Source organism: Lonsdalea iberica, from assembly GCF_002111585.1.
Classification (GTDB): Bacteria; Pseudomonadota; Gammaproteobacteria; order Enterobacterales; family Enterobacteriaceae; genus Lonsdalea; species Lonsdalea iberica.
Genome location: NZ_LUTP01000028.1, coordinates 12,210 through 31,911, shown reverse-complemented (window position 1 = coordinate 31,911; position 19,702 = coordinate 12,210). Strand labels below are relative to the sequence as shown.

The 19,702-nt window shown below is 59.5% G+C and carries 14 protein-coding genes and 1 pseudogene; 9 read left to right on the top strand and 6 right to left on the bottom strand.

Annotation, left to right across the window (positions count from 1 at the left end; all coding sequences use genetic code 11):
- Window positions 1–35: 35 nt before the first annotated feature.
- The 4 genes from gluQRS to thpR form a co-directional block, all read right to left on the bottom strand.
- Entirely contained in the window at window positions 36–953 is a 918-nt protein-coding gene (gene gluQRS, locus AU511_RS11690; RefSeq protein WP_094109790.1) for a tRNA glutamyl-Q(34) synthetase GluQRS, read from the bottom strand.
- Between the two features lie 77 nt (window positions 954–1,030).
- Window positions 1,031–1,486 (bottom strand): RNA polymerase-binding protein DksA, encoded by a 456-nt coding sequence (dksA, locus tag AU511_RS11685; protein WP_026741198.1) that lies wholly within the window; start codon window positions 1,484–1,486, stop codon window positions 1,031–1,033.
- Between the two features lie 161 nt (window positions 1,487–1,647).
- Window positions 1,648–2,370 (bottom strand): DNA/RNA nuclease SfsA, encoded by a 723-nt coding sequence (sfsA, locus tag AU511_RS11680; protein ID WP_094109789.1) that lies wholly within the window; start codon window positions 2,368–2,370, stop codon window positions 1,648–1,650.
- Window positions 2,371–2,375: 5 nt separating this feature from the next.
- Window positions 2,376–2,912: an RNA 2',3'-cyclic phosphodiesterase gene (thpR, locus tag AU511_RS11675; RefSeq protein WP_094109788.1), complete on the bottom strand. Its 537-nt coding sequence runs from the start codon at window positions 2,910–2,912 to the stop codon at window positions 2,376–2,378.
- Window positions 2,913–2,986: 74 nt separating this feature from the next.
- Between thpR and hrpB the strand changes: the two genes are divergently transcribed.
- The 5 genes and pseudogenes from hrpB to fhuB all read left to right on the top strand — a co-directional run bounded on the left by hrpB (window position 2,987) and on the right by fhuB (window position 12,259).
- Window positions 2,987–5,431: an ATP-dependent helicase HrpB gene (hrpB, locus tag AU511_RS11670; RefSeq protein ID WP_094109787.1), complete on the top strand. Its 2,445-nt coding sequence runs from the start codon at window positions 2,987–2,989 to the stop codon at window positions 5,429–5,431.
- Window positions 5,432–5,532: 101 nt separating this feature from the next.
- Window positions 5,533–8,018 (top strand): annotated as a pseudogene (mrcB, locus tag AU511_RS11665) (bifunctional glycosyl transferase/transpeptidase).
- 544 nt (window positions 8,019–8,562) lie between these two features.
- Complete coding sequence (gene fhuC / locus AU511_RS11660) at window positions 8,563–9,363, top strand: Fe3+-hydroxamate ABC transporter ATP-binding protein FhuC (protein WP_094109786.1); 801 nt, start codon at window positions 8,563–8,565, stop codon at window positions 9,361–9,363.
- Entirely contained in the window at window positions 9,363–10,274 is a 912-nt protein-coding gene (gene fhuD, locus AU511_RS11655) for a Fe(3+)-hydroxamate ABC transporter substrate-binding protein FhuD (RefSeq protein WP_100059671.1), read from the top strand. Before fhuC ends, fhuD begins: the two co-directional genes overlap by 1 nt.
- Entirely contained in the window at window positions 10,271–12,259 is a 1,989-nt protein-coding gene (gene fhuB / locus AU511_RS11650; protein ID WP_094109785.1) for a Fe(3+)-hydroxamate ABC transporter permease FhuB, read from the top strand. The genes fhuD and fhuB overlap by 4 nt, the downstream gene beginning before the upstream one ends.
- 38 nt (window positions 12,260–12,297) lie before the next feature.
- On the opposite strand, the gene hemL is transcribed toward fhuB, so the two are convergent.
- Complete coding sequence (gene hemL / locus AU511_RS11645; RefSeq protein ID WP_094109784.1) at window positions 12,298–13,578, bottom strand: glutamate-1-semialdehyde 2,1-aminomutase; 1,281 nt, start codon at window positions 13,576–13,578, stop codon at window positions 12,298–12,300.
- 308 nt (window positions 13,579–13,886) lie between these two features.
- On the opposite strand from hemL, the gene erpA reads away from it, so the two are divergent.
- The gene (gene erpA, locus AU511_RS11640) at window positions 13,887–14,231 is read left to right on the top strand and encodes an iron-sulfur cluster insertion protein ErpA (RefSeq protein WP_085651221.1); all 345 of its coding nucleotides are present in this window, start codon (window positions 13,887–13,889) and stop codon (window positions 14,229–14,231) included.
- A gap of 125 nt (window positions 14,232–14,356) precedes the next feature.
- Here erpA and mtnN read toward each other — a convergent pair whose 3' ends face one another.
- Window positions 14,357–15,058 carry a 5'-methylthioadenosine/S-adenosylhomocysteine nucleosidase gene (mtnN, locus tag AU511_RS11635; RefSeq protein ID WP_094109783.1) on the bottom strand — a complete coding sequence of 234 codons (702 nt, stop codon included), beginning with the start codon at window positions 15,056–15,058 and terminating at the stop codon, window positions 14,357–14,359.
- A gap of 159 nt (window positions 15,059–15,217) precedes the next feature.
- On the opposite strand from mtnN, the gene dgt reads away from it, so the two are divergent.
- The 3 genes from dgt (at window position 15,218) to AU511_RS11620 (ending at window position 19,684) form a co-directional block, all read left to right on the top strand.
- Window positions 15,218–16,729, top strand: a complete 1,512-nt coding sequence (gene dgt, locus AU511_RS11630; RefSeq protein WP_094109782.1) for a dGTPase — start codon at window positions 15,218–15,220, stop codon at window positions 16,727–16,729.
- Between the two features lie 168 nt (window positions 16,730–16,897).
- The gene (gene degP / locus AU511_RS11625) at window positions 16,898–18,346 is read left to right on the top strand and encodes a serine endoprotease DegP (RefSeq protein WP_094109781.1); all 1,449 of its coding nucleotides are present in this window, start codon (window positions 16,898–16,900) and stop codon (window positions 18,344–18,346) included.
- Window positions 18,347–18,673: 327 nt separating this feature from the next.
- Window positions 18,674–19,684, top strand: a complete 1,011-nt coding sequence (locus tag AU511_RS11620) for a sulfate ABC transporter substrate-binding protein (protein ID WP_094109780.1) — start codon at window positions 18,674–18,676, stop codon at window positions 19,682–19,684.
- The last annotated feature ends 18 nt before the right edge of the window (window positions 19,685–19,702 follow it).

Below are 19,702 nucleotides of genomic sequence, written 5' to 3'. Positions count from 1 at the left end.
CCAATCAAAAAATAGCGGCTAATCATAGCTCACCCTCAGCGCTTTGAGAATGCTGATGTGATTTCGGGCAACGGAATCGCCGCTTCCGTAGGTATGGTCGCGAGCGACCAGTGGGTCTCGGCCCATGTCAGGAGTGCCGGCAGCGTCAGGTCCTGCCAGCTTTCCGGCAAGGGTTGGCGCAAAAAAGCAAGCGCCTGCGCCAACGTCGGCCGCGGATCGCTCTGGGGCAGCGGCGGGGCATGATTTTGTTTGGACAACTTTTTGCCCGCCGCATCCAGCGCAAGCGGCAGATGTACATAGTCCGGCGCATTCCACTCAAGTTGTCGAAACAGCGACAGCTGGCGCACGGTGGGCTCGATCAGGTCCGCCCCACGGACGATCTCTGTCACCCCTTGATCGCGGTCGTCCACTACCACCGCTAAATTATAGGCGAACAGGCCATCGCGGCGATGAATAATGAAGTCTTCGCGCGCCAGCGCCGGGTCCGCATCCAACCAACCGCGCAGACGGTCGTGGAAGCGCATGACTGGGCGGGTTTGCGTTAGCCGCAGCGCGGCGTTATCCGGACTGTGCGCCAGCGTGCGGCAGTGGCCATCGTAACGGCCGCCGAGACGCTGAATGCGGCGACGCGTGCAGGTGCAGTAGTAGCAGCGCCCCTGTTGTTTGAGGTCGTCGAGGATCTGGCGGTAGCGGTCGTGGCGCTGCGACTGGTAAACGATGTCGCCATCCCAGTGGAGACCGTAGTGCTCCAGTTGGCGCAGAATGCGCGAGGCGGCGCCGGGGACTTCTCTAGGGGGATCGATATCTTCAATGCGGACCAGCCAACGTCCCCCGCAGGCACGCGCCTGCAGGTAGCTGCCGAGAGCGGCTATCAGGGAACCAAAATGCAGATCGCCGGACGGGGAAGGGGCAAAGCGCCCGACGTAATGATTATCTTGTTGTAATGCGGACATACTACTGCGGGAGCGTCATGTCGATGGACGTCATATAAAGAAACGGGAAGGCCGAAGCCTTCCCGTTCAGGAATAGATTATCCTGCCATTTGTTTTTCGCGTATTTCCGCCAGCGTTTTGCAGTCGATGCAAAGGTCGGCGGTCGGACGGGCTTCCAGTCGGCGGATACCAATCTCAACCCCACAAGAGTCGCAGAACCCGAAGTCTTCGTCTTCGATTTTTTGCAATGTCTTGGAGATCTTCTTGATCAGTTTACGTTCGCGATCGCGGTTACGCAGTTCCAGGCTGAACTCTTCTTCTTGAGCCGCGCGGTCAACGGGGTCTGGGAAGTTAGCAGCTTCGTCCTGCATGTGTGATACGGTGCGATCAACTTCGCCACGTAGCTGGTTGCGCCATGCATCAAGGATGCGCTTGAAATGCGCCAGCTGAGCGTCGTTCATGTATTCTTCGCCCGGCTTTTCCTGGTATGGCTCCACTCCGGCAATCGCGAGGATGCTCAGAGAGGATGTCTTACGGTTTTGCCCTTCTTGCATGTTGCTTCTCCTACATAACACGACACGCAGTATCGATCCCCGAGGGGAAAAAACAGGCCGCTATAAATAACAGATGGACGTTGGGTTGGCAATCATTCCTGACACTGGCCTGATAAAGTGTGAGGAAGCGTTGAATTCATCCGTAAACATAACGTATCACGCTATTCGCGCATTACCGCCATGTTATCGAATGGTAACGGGCCATTTACTGTTATCCCTTCCGCAGCAAGATGGGTCCCGTAACAGAGAATTTCAACCCCCAGTTGCTGTGCCTGCCATAATAATTCGGCATAACGTTTATCTATGTGGCCGGCAGGAGAGACCCGCGTGATGCCGGAATGCATCACGGCGAAAAAGAGTACAGCACGCGCTCCGCTGGCCGCCATGTACTGTAGTTCACGTAAATGTTTTTGTCCTCTCAGCGTCACTGCATCAGGAAAATAACCACTCGCATGTTGCAATAATGTGACTGATTTAACCTCAACATAGCAGTCCGCTATTCCCGGCTTCTGGAGAAGAAAATCAATGCGGCTGCCCTCTTCGCCATAGCGCACCTCGCTTTTCACCGAGTCGTAGCCGTTCAATTCCGGGATTTTCTGCGCCAGTATTGCCTCACGGACGACCTGATTGGCGCGTAGCGTGTTGACGCACAGGAGATCGCCGTCCTGCGTTTCGGTGAGTTCCCAGGTACAGGGGTAGCGGCGTTTGGGATTGTCGGAGGTCGCGTACCAGACGGTATCGCCCGGCGTGGCGCAGCCGGTCATCGCACCGGTGTTGGGGCAGTGGATCGTCATGACGTCGCCTGAGGGCGTGACCACATCAGCCAGAAAGCGTTTGTAGCGTTTAATCAGCGTCGCGGGCTGCAACGGGGGCGAAAACTGCATAGTCATTACTCTTTGGCGATAAGCGGCCAGCTTGCCAGCGACCGATAGCGGGTTCGGCCGTGTTCAAACTGCGATTCATACAGGGAGAAGCTGTCGACGTGAGCTGACCAGCCGAAGGTGGCGGGCGGCAAGGCCACAGGGTGGGTCGCCCCGCGTAACAGGGTGACATGCGGATGAAACGGCTGCAGACTTTGGTGGCAGCCGTGACGCGCCGCCTGCGCCCGCAGCAGGTCCGCCAACTGCAACAGACCGCGCGGCGCCCGGCGACATCCCAGCCAGACCACGCCTGGACGCGGCCAGTGACCCGCGTCGTCAAGCGTCAGGGTGAACCCCGGCTGACGAATGCGTCCTGCCAGCGTTTGCAGCGCACGCTGCTGACCGTCGCCGACCTCACCGAGAAACGCCAGCGTAAGATGCAGATTGGCCGCCGCGATCGGACGTCCCGCCTGCATCGGGAAATGCGCCGCGCGCCAGCGAACAATCTGGCGGCGGGTGTTTTCCGGCAGCGGCAGGGCAAAAAACAGGCGGCGGGTGGCAGTCATGACGCTCTCTCTATAATAGGGGGCTCCGATGCTACAATGCGAGCCGCTTAAAGTTAATCATTACGGAGAATTCTGTGAGTTTACCGCCCGTCAGCGAGGTGCTGGATGACGTCATCCACGCGTTGCGCCAGTCGCCTCAGGTATTGCTGCATGCGCCGACCGGCGCCGGAAAATCTACCTGGCTGCCGCTACAGCTGTTGCAGAATGCCGAACTGCCCGGTCGTATCATTTTACTGGAGCCTCGCCGTCTGGCGGCGAAAAGCGTCGCGTTCCGGCTGGCGGAACTGCTGGGAGAAACGCCCGGACAGACGGTGGGCTTTAGGATGCGCGCCGAAACCTGCTGCGGCGCGCAGACGCGATTGGAAGTCGTGACCGAAGGTATTCTGACGCGGATGTTACAACAGGACGCCGAGCTGGCAGGCGTCTCTCTGGTGATCCTGGATGAATTTCACGAGCGTAGCCTGCAAGCCGACCTCGCGCTGGCGCTGTTGCTCGATGTGCAGGCGGGACTACGCGACGACCTCAAACTGCTGATCATGTCGGCCACGCTCGACAACGACCGTCTCTCTTCTTTATTACCGGATGCGCGCGCAGTCAGTTCCGAGGGGCGCGCTTACCCGGTGACGCGACACTTCCAGTCGCCGGGGAAGCATGAGCGTCTGGAGGCTTCGCTGGCCCGACTGATTGAGCAGGTGCTACAGCAGGAAAGCGGTTCGATGCTGGTCTTCCTGCCGGGCGTGGCGGAAATCAAACGGTTGCAACTTCTGCTAGGCGAACGCATCGCGGAGGATATCGACCTGTGTCCGCTGTATGGCGCGTTGGCGCTGGCGGAGCAGCAGCAGGCTATTCGTCCGGCGGCCGCGGGGCGGCGCAAAGTGGTGCTGGCGACCAATATCGCCGAAACCAGCCTGACGATTGAAGGCATTCGCGTCGTCGTCGATAGCGGTCTGGAGCGCGTCGCGCTATTCGACGTCAAAAGCGGACTGACGCGGCTGACGACCCAGCGGATCAGTCAGGCGTCCATGACGCAGCGCGCTGGCCGGGCGGGACGTCTGGAGCCTGGCGTCTGCTGGCACCTGTGCACGAAAGAGCAGGCGGAGCGCGCGGCGGCGCAGAGCGAACCGGAAATACTGCATAGCGATCTGTCGGGCCTCTGGCTGGATTTGTTGCAGTGGGGATGTCGCGATATCGGTCAGCTCACCTGGCTGGATACGCCGCCCGCGCCAGCCCTGTCTGGCGCACAGCGTCTGTTGCTGCAACTGGGCGTCGTTGATGATCGGCAGCAGTTGACGACCACCGGCAGGCAGATCGCGGGTATCGGCAGCGATCCGCGTCTGGCGGTAATGCTACATGCCGCCGCGCGGGATAGCGGCGACGCGCTGGCCACGGCGGCGCTGCTGGCGGCCATTATTGAAGAGCCGCCTCGCAGCGGTTCGCCGAATTTGTTCGATAGCCTGCGTCGCCCGGCCGGTCACTGGCAGCGTCGGGCCACGCAGTTGGCGCGACGTCTAGGGGGCGGCAAAGGCCATTTCGACGACGGGCTGGCGGCAGCGCTGCTGGCGAAGGGCTTCGCCGATCGCATCGCCCGGCGGCGCGGTCAGGACGGCCGTTATCAGTTGGCGAACGGCGTCGGCGGTCAGCTGGCGGTGGACGACCCGCTGACCGCTTCCGAGTGGCTGATCGTCCCCGCGCTGATGCAAAGTCCTCAGTATGCCGATGCGCGAATTCAGCTGGCGCTGCCGGTGGATATCGACCGGTTGTTGCAACATGCTCCGGGGTTGTTGTGCGAGCGGAATATCGTGCACTGGGATGAAGAAAAAGGTACGCTGCGCGCCAGTCGGCGTAGCCAAATCGGCTGTCTGACGTTGCACATCCGGCCTTTGGCGAAGCCCTCCGACGATGACCTGCAGCAGGCGATGCTGAACTGGCTGCGCGAGCAAGGGTTATCCGTATTGAATTGGGACGCGGCGGCCTCACAGCTGCGCGCCCGTATTCAGTGCGCGCGCCAATGGTTGCCTGACGTCGAGTGGCCAGCAGTGGATGACGACACGCTGCTGACGACGCTGGAACAGTGGCTCTTACCCTCTTTGGCAGGCGTACGCGATCGCCGAGGGCTGAATCAGCTCAATCTGGCGGAAGCCCTTCAACGCCGCCTTGACTGGCGGCAGAAACAGCGTCTGGATAGCGCGTTGCCAAGCCATTACACGGTGCCAGGCGGCAGCCGTTTGCCTATCCGCTATGCTGAGGATAGCGCGCCGGCGCTGGCGGTACGGTTGCAGGAAATGTTCGGCGAACGGGAAAGCCCGCGCGTGGCGGAGGGCCGGGTGGCGCTGGTGCTGGAACTGTTGTCGCCGGCTCAGCGTCCGCTGCAAATCACCCGCGATCTGGCTGCATTCTGGCAGGGCGCCTATCGTGATGTGCAGAAAGAGATGAAAGGGCGTTATCCCAAGCACGTTTGGCCTGACGACCCGGCTAATGCCGTGCCGACCCGGCGCACCAGAAAGTATCATAATCAGTAATTTCGGATGTTTCCCCCTTTCTTGAGAAAGGCGGGGGACACAGAGTAGACGGCCAGGTACTGCACGGGTGCCGTTAGCAACCTGATGGAGATGTCACAGCAATGGCTCGGGACGATCGCGAACCTATCGGGCGCAAGGGAAAAGCGCCGCGAAAACCTACACGTAAACAGATGGTAAGGCGTCGCAGGGATGATGATGACTATGATGATGACTACGAAGAGTATGACGATAATTATGATGACGAGGACGACGAAGAGATGAGCCGCAAGCCTGGCAAAAAACGCCGCTGGCTGGGGCTGGCGCTAAAACTGCTGCTGGTGTTCGTGGTCGTCATGGCGGTCTATGGCATCTATCTGGACAGCGAAATCCGTAGCCGCATCGACGGCAAGGTTTGGCAACTCCCGGCAACGGTCTACGGCCGGATGGTGAACCTTGAACCCGGCATGTCCTACAGCAAGCAGGAAATGGTGCATCTGCTGGAAGGGATGCAGTACCGCGAAGTCACCCGTATGACCCGCCCCGGCGAGTTTACGGTGCAGGCCAACAGCATCGAAATGCTGCGTCGTCCGTTCGACTTCCCCGATGGCAAAGAGGGCCAGATCCGCGCCCGTCTGGTGTTCAACAACGACCGTCTGTCGAAGATCCAGAATCTGGATAACCAGCGCAGCTCGGTTTCTTCAGGCTCGATCCCAAACTGATCACCATGCTGCAATCGCCGAACGGCGAACAGCGCCTGTTCGTACCTCGAGCAGGGTTCCCCGATCTGCTGGTGGATACGTTGATCGCGACCGAGGACCGTCACTTTTACGAGCATGACGGTATTAGTCTGTTTTCCATCGGCCGCGCGGTGCTGGCCAACCTGACCGCAGGACGCGCGGTGCAGGGCGGGAGTACGCTGACGCAGCAGTTGGTGAAAAACATGTTTCTCACCAACGAGCGTTCGCTGTGGCGTAAGCTCAATGAAGCCTATATGGCGCTGATTGTCGACGCCCGCTACAGCAAAGATCGGATTCTGGAACTGTATCTGAATGAGGTATATCTCGGTCAGAGCGGCAGCGATCAGATCCGCGGTTTCCCGCTGGCCAGCCTCTATTATTTCGGGCGTCCAGTGAACGAACTGAGCCTCGATCAGCAAGCGATGCTGGTCGGTATGGTCAAAGGGGCCTCGCTATACAATCCGTGGCGTAACCCGAAACTGACGCTGGAGCGACGCAATCTGGTGCTGCGTCTGCTGCAAAACCAGCAGGTGATCGACGAAGATCTCTATAACATGCTGAGCGCGCGTCCGCTGGGCGTCCAGCCGAAGGGCGGCGTGATCAGCCCGCAACCCGCATTTATGCAGATGGTGCGTCAGGAGTTGCAGCAGCGGCTGGGCGACAAGGTCAACGACCTGTCCGGCGTGAAGATCTTCACCACGCTTGACCCGGTATCGCAGGATGCCGCCGAACGCGCAGTGGAGAAGGGCGTTCCTGCGCTGCGTGCCGCGCGCAACGTCGGCGATCTGGAAGCGGCGATGGTGATCGTCGACCGTTTCAGCGGAGAAGTTCGTGCGATGGTGGGCGGCGCCGATACCCAATTCGCCGGTTTCAACCGTGCGCTGCAGGCGCGTCGTTCGGTCGGCTCACTGGCGAAACCCGCGACCTATCTGACGGCCTTGAGCGATCCCGATCATTATCGCCTCAATACCGTGCTGGCGGATGCGCCGCTGGCGCTGAAACAGCCGAACGGCGCGATATGGGAGCCGAAGAACTACGACCGCCAGTTCCGTGGTCAGGTGCTATTGGTGGATGCGCTCGCCAACTCCCTGAACGTCCCGACGGTGAATCTGGGGATGGCGGTTGGACTGGATCAGGTCAGCGCCACGCTACAGCGATTGGGGATCCCCAAAGAGGTGATCCAGCCAGTGCCGTCCATGCTGCTGGGGGCGATCAGCCTGACGCCGATGGAAGTCGCGCAGGAGTACCAGACGATTGCCAGCGGCGGCAACCGTGCCCCGCTGTCGGCGGTACGCTCTGTGATCGCGGAAGACAATTCGGTGCTGTATCAGAGCTTCCCGCAGGCGGAACGCGCCGTCCCGGCTCAGGCGGCCTATTTGACGCTGTACGGTATGCAACAGGTGGTTGAACGCGGGACGTCCCGCTCGCTGACGGTGAAATTCGGACGCTATCATCTGGCGGCGAAAACCGGGACGACCAACGACCTGCGCGACAGCTGGTTCGCTGGCGTGGACGGTAAGGAAGTGGCCATCGCTTGGGTAGGGCGAGACAATAATGGCCCTGCCAAGCTGACCGGCGCCAATGGCGCGCTAACGCTCTACCGCCGCTATCTGGAAAACCAGACGCCGCTGACGTTAACACTCACCCCGCCGGAAGGCATCAGCACGATGACGGTCGACGGCAATGGCAATGTCATCTGCAACGGCAGCGCGGGCCGCGTGCTGCCGGTCTGGAGCGATAATCCGCAGTCTCTGTGCCAAACGGCCCCTGAGACGGTTCAATCGCAGGAAGGACAGCCGGTCGGACAGCAGGATGAGCAGAAAGACGGGCAGGGCGTCGCCGGTTGGATCAAAGAGATGTTTGGACAGTAATCCCGCTAAGGCGTGACTGCCGCCATCACCCTCGAAGCCCGCAACCTGGTTGCGGGCTTTTTGTTATCAGCCCGAGCCCCCTGAAGCGCGAGGGGGAGGATTGATCCGCGCTACCCGCCAGAAAGAAGGCATCGGCGTTGCCGGGCTAGGCATTTGGGTCGCGTTTGCTAATTCCCCCCTGTCATCGGCGGTAGATTCTCGGGATGGACGTCGCCTGGCACGAAACAGGACACTGCTTTGTGATGATGGGGCGTCACCGGACGGATACCGGTGGTATCCGTGCTATCGAGACACGCTGGCTTAAATGACGTCTCGCACGGGCATTCGGTGCGGAGCCGGTCGCGTGGGTTTCACGAAGACCAAACGCGCTTGCAGTGGCCGGTTCCTTTTGCAAAAATGCGACGCTTATAATAACCATTCTCGTTTGCATTAATGAATAATTCATTAGAGATGCGACCTATGACGCCCGCTTGCCCGTTACGTCTTGCCATTCACCCTTTCGCGACGGCGACTACCGCCTGTGCTTTCGCTCAGGGCCAGCCTTATGCCAAATAATTTTCCGCTTGATGGGGATGTGACGTTCTCGCTCGAGGGGGTTAGCTTCAGCGTGGGCAGCCGTATGTTGCTGCATCCGCTGTCGGTTGCGTTTCCCACTGGAAAAGTCTACGGGCTGATCGGCCATAACGGATCGGGTAAGTCCACCTTGCTCAAGCTGCTGGGCCGTCATCAGCCCGCCAGCGCCGGTCAACTCTCGCTGGCGGGGCGGCCGTTGGCGCTTTGGGGCAACACGCTCTTCGCCCGTCAGGTGGCCTATCTACCACAGCAACTGCCCGCCGCCGAAGGCATGACGGTGCGTGAGCTGGTGGCGGTGGGACGCTACCCGTGGCACGGCGCGCTCGGGCGCTTCGGTCATGCAGACCGGGAGCAGGTGGAACAAGCCATTGCATTGGTCGGTTTGACGCCGTTTGCACAGCGGCTGGTGGACAGCCTGTCCGGCGGCGAGCGTCAGCGGGCCTGGCTGGCGATGACGCTGGCGCAGGGCAGCCGGTGCCTGTTGCTGGATGAGCCGACTTCGGCGCTGGACATTGCGCATCAGGTCGATGTGCTGGCGCTGATCCGGCAGCTCAGCCGTGAGCGCGGGCTGACCGTGATTGCGGTGCTGCACGACGTGAATATGGCCGCTCGCTATTGCGACTGCCTGCTGGCGCTGCGTCAGGGAAAACTGATTGCGCAGGGAACGCCCGCAGAGATGATGCAGGCATCGGTGCTGCAGGAAATTTATGGGATCCCGATGGGGATACTGACGCATCCGGCGGATGGCTCGCCGATAAGTTTTGTGTGCTGATGATGACACCTTCCACCGGACTTTTTTCCAGCGGACTTTCTCGCCGCCGCCTGCTGACCGCTTTGCTGCTGTCGCCCTGTGTGTATGCGCTACGGGGGCGGGCCGCGGTCAACGATGTGCGGCGCATCGTGGCGCTGGAGTGGCAGCCGTTGGAGCTGCTGATGGCGCTGGGCGTCACCCCGTTGGGCATCGCCGATAAACATAACTACCAACGGTGGGTGAAGTCGCCGTCGTTGCCGGACCGTGTGGTGGACGTGGGGCTGCGCACCGAACCCAATCTGGAGCTGTTGGCGCAACTGCGGCCATCCCTGCTGCTGTATGCCGACGGCTTTGGTCCCGCGCCCGCGCAGATGGCCCGCATCGCGCCAGGCATGGGTTTTTCATTTATTAACGGCGACGGCGGCCCGCTGGAAAGCGCCCGTCGTTCGCTGCGGGAGCTGGGCGAACGCCTGGATCTGCGGTCGGCGGCGGAGCAGCATCTGGCGTTGTTCAGTCGTTTCATTGAGCAGGCGCGGATCAAGCTGCAGGCTTATCCCCATCGGCCTTTACTCCTTTTTACCGTGATGGATGCGCGCCACGTCCTGATCCTCGGCCGTAACAGCCTGTTTCAGTCGGTCATGGATGAACTCGGTATCGACAATGCCTGGCAGGGTGAAACCAATGCCTGGGGCAGTATTATCGTGGGCATGGAGCGATTGGCGACGTTGAGCGCAGAGGTCGACGCGCTATGTTTTGATCACGGCAACGGCGCGTTGATGGCGGAAGTTGAAGCCAATCCGCTGTGGCAAGCGCTGCCGTTCGTGCGTCATCAGCGCTGGCAACGGGTGGAGCCCATCTGGTTTTATGGCGGCACGCTTTCCGCCATGCGTTTTTGCGAGACGCTGGCCAACGCGCAGGAGGCGTTCCGATGATGTCGACATCTTCCCGGCGTTTTACCGTCTTGGTGGTCGGCACGCTGACTTTGCTGGTGCTGGCGATCACGCTGAGCCAACTGAATCGACACCTGCCGTTTGCCCTCTGGCGACAAGGCATTGCAGGTCCCTCGCAGGACGATATCCGGCAGATGCTGTTTCACTACAGTCAGTTGCCGCGTCTCGTGTTGTCCTGTTTGATCGGCGCGGGACTGGGTCTGGTCGGCGTGCTGTTTCAACAAGTGCTGCGCAATCCATTGGCAGAGCCTGCCACGTTGGGCGTCGCCAGCGGCGCGCAGCTCGGTATCACCGTCGCGACGCTGTGGGCGTTGCCGGGCGGGGCCATGACGTCGCAACTGGCGGCGATGCTCGGCGCATTACTGGTGGGGGCGCTGGTGTTTGGCGTCGCCTGGGGACGTCGCTTATCGCCGGTGACGCTGATCCTCGCGGGTCTGGTGCTGAGTCTGTACTGCGGCGCGGTCAATCACTTGCTGGCCTTGCTGCATTTTGACCAACTGACCAACCTATTTTTGTGGAGCAGCGGCTCGTTGAACCAGCAGGACTGGCGCAACGTGTCGTTCGTGCTGCCGCGTTTGATCCTGGGCTTTATCGCCGCCGGACTGCTGGTTCGGCCGTTGACGCTGCTCGTGCTGGATGATGGCGTGGCGCGCAATTTAGGACTCGGGCTGGGACTGACGCGTTTCGGTACGCTGACGCTGGCGATCTTTCTGAGCGCCCAGTGGGTTAACGCCGCCGGCATCATCGGCTTCGTCGGCCTTTTCGCGCCGCTGCTGGCGAAAATTTTGGGTGCGCGTCGTCTGGGTCAGCGGCTGTGGCTGGCGCCGCTGCTGGGCGCGCTGCTGCTGTGTCTTACCGATCGGCTGACGCTCTGGCTGGCGGACGCATGGCGCGAGGTGCCGACGGGGGCCGCGACGGCGCTGGTTGGCGCGCCGATGCTACTGTGGCTGCTGCCGCGTCTGCGCAATGGGGTGGCAGCCCCGGTCAATGACGCGCCTGCCGCCGTGCGGCAACGTCGTCTTAGCCCGCTCTGGCTGACGGGCGGCGGTGTCATGTTGGCGGCGGTAATTGTCGCCGCATTGTGTCTGGGACGTGATGCGCAGGGCTGGCAATGGGCCAGCGGCCATGCCTTTTCCGAACTCTTGCCGTGGCGGTGGCCGCGTCTGGCGGCGGCGATGTGCGCGGGGATGATGCTGGCGGTCGCGGGATGCTTGATTCAGCGGCTAACCGGTAATCCGATGGCCAGTCCTGAGGTGCTGGGAATTAGCTCGGGCGCGGCGTTTGGCGTCGTTATCCTCATGTTCATGTGGCCGGGTAACGCGCTGGCGTGGCGTTTGCCCGCAGGCAGCCTCGGCGCCGCCCTGACGCTGACTGTGATGATGGCGGCGGCAGGTCGGGACGGTTTTTCCACGCAGAGACTGTTACCGACCGGGATCGCGGTCGGCACAGCGCTGACCACGTTGGTCACGTTGCTGCTGGCGAGCGGCGATCCGCGCATGGGCGCCGTGCTGACGTGGATCACTGGCTCCACATACGGCGTGGATGGCAAGCAGGTCATCTATACCGGCGCGTTGGCGTTAGTGGCGCTGTTGTTGACGCCGGTCTGCCGCCGTTGGTTGCAGATCTTGCCGTTAGGCGGCGTGACCGCGAGAACGCTCGGCGTTCCGGTCTCATTAGCCCGTCTGGCTATTCTTCTGCTGGCGGCGATGCTCACCGCCGGCGCGACCTTGATCGTCGGCCCCATGAGCTTCGTCGGGCTGATGGCCCCGCATCTCGCGCGGATGCTGGGATTTAATCGGGTGATGTCGCACATCGTCTGTGCGGCGGCGATAGGGGGAGGGCTGATGGCGGCGGCCGACTGGGCCGGGCGGATGTTGCTGTTTCCGTATCAGATCCCCGCCGGGTTGTTGGCGACGTTCATCGGCGCGCCGTACTTTATTTACCTGCTGAGGAAGCAGACGCGTTGAGCCTCAGAGCCGGATTCGCTCCGAGGCAGCAAAACACATTACAGCTGTGAGAAGCACCGACGCGCCGCGGCGATGGTGCGATCGATATCCTGTTCGCTGTGTGCCGTGGACATAAAGCCCGCCTCGAACGCGGACGGCGACAGATAAACGCCCTCATCCAGCATCAGGTGGAAGAAGCGTTTGAAGCGTTCCACATCGCACTTCAGCACGTCCTGATAGCTTGTTACCGTTTCATCGTCGGTGAAGAACAGGCCGAACATGCCCCCGGCGCGGTTGATGACCAGCGGCACGTTTTCTGCCCGGGCCGCGTCCAGCAGCCCTTCCGCCAGACGATCCGTCAGCGCGGTTAACCGCGGATGGACGTCCGGTTTAGCGACCTCGGTCAGGCAGGCGACGCCTGCCGCCATGGCGATCGGGTTGCCGGACAGCGTACCCGCCTGATAGACCGGTCCGGTCGGAGCCAGCGCTTCCATCACGTCGCGGCGACCGCCGAATGCGCCGACAGGCATACCGCCGCCGATGATTTTACCCAGGCAAGTCAGGTCCGGTTGCACGCCATAGAAGGCCTGCGCGCCGCCCAGCGCGACGCGGAAACCGGTCATCACTTCGTCGATAATCAGCAGCGCGCCGAATTCGTCGCACAGATCGCGCAGCCCCGGCAGGAATGCCGGCAGCGGCGGAATGCAGTTCATGTTACCGGCGACCGGTTCAACGATAATGGCGGCGATGTCTTCGGGGTGTTGTTCAAAAGCAGCGCGTACCGAGGCCAAATCGTTATACGTACAGGTCAGGGTATGGCGGGCGAAATCGGCGGGGACGCCGGGGGAGTTCGGCTGCCCCAGCGTGAGTGCGCCGGAGCCGGCTTTGACCAGCAGACAGTCCGCATGACCATGGTAGCAGCCTTCGAATTTGATGATTTTATCGCGTCCGGTGAAACCGCGGGCCAGACGAATGGCGCTCATCGTGGCTTCCGTTCCGGAGTTGACCATGCGCACCATGTCCATGCCCTTCATCAGCGAGGTCACGAGATTCGCCATGGTGACTTCCATTTCGGTGGGCGCGCCAAAGCTCAGTCCGCGCTCCGCGGCGGCGATCACCGCATCGCGAATAGCCGGATGGTTGTGGCCCAGCACCATCGGCCCCCAGGAACCGACGTAGTCGATATACGCTTTGCCATCCGCATCATAGATGTAGGCGCCCTCGGCGCGTTCGATAAACAGCGGCGTGCCGCCAACGCCGTTAAATGCCCGCACCGGCGAGTTTACGCCGCCCGGAATGACTTGCTGCGCCGCCGCGTACAGACTTTCAGATTTATTCATTACAGATTCCTGACTGGGGATTGATGTCACAGAGTATGCCTTCATTCTAATGAAGAGAGGGCGGTTGTGAAATCCTTGTGACCAATATGAGAGGGCAATGTAGGCGAACGACGTTGTTTTGGCGCGGTAAAAGGCCGATAATCGTCGCCAATACCTGCCGAATCACATGCCTGAATGAGTGCGGCGTCATTGACTGCCGCCCCGCCGCGAACCGATCATCTCTTGAACGAGATCGGGGGCTATTAGATAATCGAAGCATCACCGGGTTGGATGACCTCCGCCCGATACTGAGTTTGGGAGTACGAAAGATGAGCGACGTAACAGCAGTGCCGCTGCAATTCACTGATGCCGCAGCCAATAAGGTGAAATTCCTGATTGCTGACGAAGAAAATCCCGATTTGAAACTGCGTGTGTACATTACCGGCGGCGGTTGCAGCGGTTTCCAATATGGCTTTACGTTTGACGACAAGGTCAACGAGGGCGATATGATGATTGAGAAGCAGGGCGTGTCGCTGGTCGTGGATCCGATGAGCCTGCAATATCTGGTCGGCGGTTCGGTAGACTATACCGAGGGGCTGGAAGGCTCGCGCTTCGTGGTCACCAACCCGAATGCTAAAACCACCTGCGGCTGCGGATCGTCCTTCAGCATCTGATCCTCAAGCTCAGCCACACAGTGTGGCGTGCATAAAAAACCCGTGCTCAGCGTAGCTGCCGCACGGGTTTTTTGTTTACGCGCGCTGCATTCACTCGTCAGTGAATGCAGCGGCGGGCTATCGAATCAGCCTTGTTGGCCCAGCGACTGCACGAGCGCTTCCACCATTAACGTGGACTGCTTGGCCGCCACGCTCAGGAATTCCTCGAAGCTCAGATGAGATTCCTGGTCCGCGACGTCGGAAATCGCGCGCACGACAACGAAAGGTGCGCCGAACTGATGGCAGACGTGGCCGATAGCTGTCGCTTCCATCTCCACGGCGACCGCCTGCGGGAAGGTGTTGCGGATGCGGGCCAGCGGTTCCGCGCCGTTGATGAAGGCATCGCCGCTGACGACCAGGCCGCGTACCGCATTTAGCTCCAGCTTGGCGATAGCCTGTTCGGCCTGAACGATCAGGTTTTCGTCTGCGACGAAAGCGGCGGGGCAGCCCGCCATTTGACCCGCTTCATAACCGAACGCGGTGACGTCGGCATCGTGGTAGCGAACTTCGCTGGATACCACGATATCGCCCACTTTCAGGCTGGAAACGAGCCCCCCGGCTGAACCGGTATTGATCACGACATCTGGACGGCAGTGCTCCAGCAGCAGCGTCGTCCCCAGCGCCGCCGCGACTTTACCGATCCCGGACTTCAGCAGCGCCACGTCCACGCCGTGCAGCTGTCCGGTATAAATTTCACAGCCCGCGCGCTGTATGGTCTGACGATTCTGGATCTGATCCCGCAGCAGGATAACTTCTTGCTCCATTGCGCCAATGATGCCAACTTTCATAGGATTCCCCACAAGTTTTGCTTGAATTAACAGGTGTGTCGTGGCCGGTAGTCTACCATGGCCGTTATGATAGCGAGAGCACGCGAACAAAACGCCTTAACCGTTGTATCGCCCGGTCGGGCATGCTATCACCGGTCAGGGCCAGAAACGGAGAACAGCATGTCCGACATCGATTTTGCCAGGAAAATCAGCTATCAACGCGCGTTGAGCAAGCCTAGAGAAAAGAGCGATGAATACGGCGTCATTCGCGAGTTTGAAAGCGATCGCGGCCGTATCATCAACTCCGCCGCCATTCGTCGGTTGCAGCAGAAGACGCAGGTGTTTCCATTGGAAAGAAATGCCGCCGTGCGCTCCCGTCTTACGCACTCCATGGAGGTGCAGCAGATCGGCCGCTATATCGCTAAAAACATTATCGATAGCTTGAGGCGCCAGGGGAAGCTGGATACCTACGGGCTGAGCCGCTACGAGATCCCTTTCGAAAGCATGGTGGAGATGGCCTGCCTGATGCACGACATCGGCAACCCGCCGTTCGGCCATTTCGGCGAATCCGCGCTGAGAAATTGGTTTTCCACACAAATGGATGCCGAGTTCTGCAAGACGCTTATCGGGGAAGACGCCTGTCAGGTCGCTTGTCTGACGCTGAAGGAGGGCGAGGACGATCTGAACGAGCTTCGCTGCCGTATCCGACAGGATCTGAGTCAGTTCGAGGGCAATGCCCAGGCGGTGCGGATGGTGCATACGCTGTTGAAACTGAATCTGACCTATTCGCAGGTCGCCTGCATTCTCAAATATACCAAGCCCGCCTACTGGGTCGATGAGCTGCCGGCCGACTATAACAACCTGATGAAGAAGCCGGGCTTTTATCTGGCGGAGGAAGCGTTCGTAAGTCAGCTGCGGAGCGAGCTGGACATGAAAGAGTTTCATCGTTTTCCGCTGACCTACATTATGGAAGCGGCGGACGATATCTCGTACTGCATTGCCGATCTGGAAGATGCCGTTGAAAAAAAACTGTTTTCCATCGATCGTCTTTATCAGCTGCTAGAAGAGGCCTGGGGAGAGACGAAAGAGAACGATATGTTCATGAAGACCGTGGGTAAGGCATTTAAATCTCGCCAGCAGCACCGCTGGCGTAGCAGCGACGACCAGTTCTTTATGAATCTGAGGGTTAACGCCGTTGCTTGTCTGGTGCCGCATGCTTCACAGCGTTTTATTGACAACCTGCCTCACATTTTTAACGGCGAATTCAACCAAGCCTTGCTGGAAGATGGCAGTCCGCAGAACCGACTTTTGAAAAGCTTCAAGCGTGTGGCGTTCAAACACGTCTTTAACCATCACGAAGTCGAACAGCTGGAGCTACAGGGAAGCCGGGTGATGCGCGGTTTGCTCGATATCTATCATCCTCTGCTTAAAATGCCCTCGGCCGACTTCAGAACACTGGTGGAAGAGGAGTTTCATCGCGACTATCCCATCGAGACTCGTCTCTACCACAAGCTGTCGCGCAAGCATTGTCTGGCTTATCAAGAGGCCGTGGAGTCTTTGGAGAAGAAACCGATTGATCAGCATGAGTGCCTGGAGTTTTACTACCGCGGTCGGCTGATTCAAGACTACATCAGCGGCATGACCGACCTTTACGCCTACGACGAATACCGTCGGCTGATGGCGGCGGAGTAAGCGAGGGAAAGGCCGTCGCCGACGGCTGTTTTGTAAACAAAGACAATATTTCCTTACGTTTCACAGGATTGCGCAGAGGAACTTCCTTTGTGCAGAGTTATCTTATCTGCGCGACCACAGCAAAAGGCCGTAAAATTTGCGTGTTGATTGACTATGAGACCTATTCCTATGAAAAGAAAATCATTGGTTCTGAGTGCATTGACGTTAAGCCTGGCAATGGCAACAGGGACGGTTCCGGCAATCGCGGCGGAATCGGTCTCCTCCTCCAGCCAACAGCTCCCCAGTCTGGCGCCGATGCTTGAAAAAGTGATGCCTTCGGTCGTCAATATTTCCGTCCAAGGACATGCGCCGGTTAGCCGGGCGGGCAGTGGCGGCATTCCTCCCCAGCTACAGCCATTCTTTGGTGAAGACTCCCCGTTTTGTCAGGAGGGTTCGCCATTCCAGTCCTCGCCGATGTGTCAGGGCGGAGAAGACGACGGCAGCGCTAATCCCCAGCAGCGTCAGCAGCAGACCTTCCAGGCGCTGGGCGCGGGCGTGATCATCAATGCGGCCAAAGGCTACGTGGTGACGAACAATCACGTGGTCGATAATGCCGACAAGATTCAAGTGCGCCTCAACGACGGCCGTAAATACGATGCGCGGGTCATCGGTAAAGATCCTCGCTCCGATATCGCGGTGGTGCAGATCAAAGATGCCCGCAATCTGACCGCGTTGAAAATGGCGGACTCCGATCAACTGCGCGTCGGCGACTACGCCGTGGCGATCGGCAATCCTTACGGCCTAGGCGAAACGGCGACCTCGGGAATCATTTCCGCGCTGGGTCGCAGCGGGCTGAATATCGAAAACTATGAAGATTTCATCCAGACGGATGCCGCTATCAACCGCGGGAACTCCGGCGGCGCGCTGGTCAATCTCAACGGCGAGCTGATTGGCCTCAATACGGCGATTCTGGCGCCGGACGGCGGTAACATCGGCATTGGTTTCGCCATTCCTAGCAATATGGTGAAAAATCTGGTGAATCAGATCGTCGAATTCGGCGAAGTGAAACGCGGCGAACTGGGTATCGTCGGTACGGAGTTGAACTCCGATCTGGCGCAGGCAATGAAGATCGACGCTCAGCGTGGCGCGTTCGTCAGCCAGGTTCAGCCGAAATCGGCCGCCGCCGCCGCTGGGATCAAGGCGGGCGACGTCATCGTGTCGCTGAACGGCAAAACGGTCAGCAGCTTTGCGGCGTTGCGCGCGCAGGTGGGATCTCTGCCTGCGGGCACCAAGCTCACATTAGGCCTGCTTCGCGACGGCAAACCGGTTTCCGTGGATGTCACGTTGCAGCAAAGCAGTCAGGCCCAGGTAGCGGCGGGCAATCTGAATTCGGGCATTGAAGGCGCCGAGCTCAGCAATACGCAGATCGACGGCCAGAAAGGCGTGAAGGTCGAGAAGGTGAAACCGGGCTCCTCCGCCGCGCGCATCGGCCTGAAACCGGGCGATGTCATCCTCGGGGTGAATCAGCAGGCCGTGGCCAATATCGGCGAACTGCGCAAGATTCTGGACAGCAAACCCCCTGTGCTGGCGCTGAATATCCGCCGTGGCGACAGTAGTCTGTATCTCTTGTTGCAGTAATCTAAACGGGCTGACGTCGTTCGCGGCGTCAGCCTTCACCCCGACTCTTGGCCCGCGCGGCCAGCCCGATTTAAACCCCCAAAAATTGTGCGAAGAATATAACGGGATTGCATAAATTATCGCGAAACAGTCTTTTTGCCGCCCTCTCATATCCTCTATTGTCCAGTCTTACCGCCTGCCTGATAACTCACTTAGCTTATCGCTATCTTCGGCTATGGTGTGGTCTCTACAGACTGCCGTAGCGCCAGATATTATCAGGAAGGCCCCATAATTAGCCCGGTGGCCTGCGGGTATCGAACTGAATGACTTCTTGAGGGAGTGTTAACTATGTCAAAGCGTCGTCTGGGGCTGTCGCTGGCTGCCGCAACCCTGTTGTTTTCAGGCGTTGCCTCTGCCGCGACAGGACTGCTGAACGTGTCTTACGATCCTACGCGGGAGTTCTATCAGGAGTACAACGCCGCTTTCAGCAAGCACTGGAAGGCAACCACGGGTGAAGATATCTCAATCAAGAATTCGCACGGCGGCTCCGGCAAACAGGCGCGCTCGGTCATCGACGGTCTTCAGGCGGATGTCGTCACGCTGGCCTTGGCGGGCGATATCGATGCGCTCAATCTGAATAAAAAACTGATCGACCCGAACTGGCAGGCGCGTTTGCCGGATAACAGCACGCCTTACACTTCCACCATCGTATTCCTGGTGCGTAAAGGAAATCCGAAACAGATTAAGGATTGGGGCGATCTGATAAAACCCGGCGTGCAGGTGATTACGCCTAACCCGAAAACATCCGGCGGCGCTCGCTGGAACTTCCTGGCCGCGTGGGCATATGCCAAGCATTTGCCGGGCGGGACCGATGAAAGCGCGCTCAAATTCGTCACTGAACTGTATCGCCATGCCCCGGTACTGGATACGGGCGCGCGCGGCTCGACCGTCAGCTTCGTACAGCGCCAGCTCGGCGATGTGCTGATCGCCTGGGAGAACGAAGCCTACCTGTCTTTGAAAGAGCAGGGCGGCGAAAATCTGGAGATCGTCACACCGTCGCTGTCCATCTTGGCTGAGCCGCCGGTGGCTGTCGTCGACAATGTCGTCGAGAGAAAAGGCACGAAAAAGCAGGCTGAAGCCTATCTGAACTATCTTTATAGCGACGAAGGGCAACGTATTATTGCCAAAAACTTCTACCGTCCGCGCAACGAAAAAATCGCGGAGGAATTTAAGAGCCAGTTCGCGCCGGTGAAACTGGTGACAATAGACGGCGACTTTGGCGGCTGGAAGCAGGCGCAGCCCAAGTTCTTCGCTGATGGCGGAATTTTTGACGGCATCTTCGAAAAAATTAATCAGTAAGGTATCTCATGATGTAAA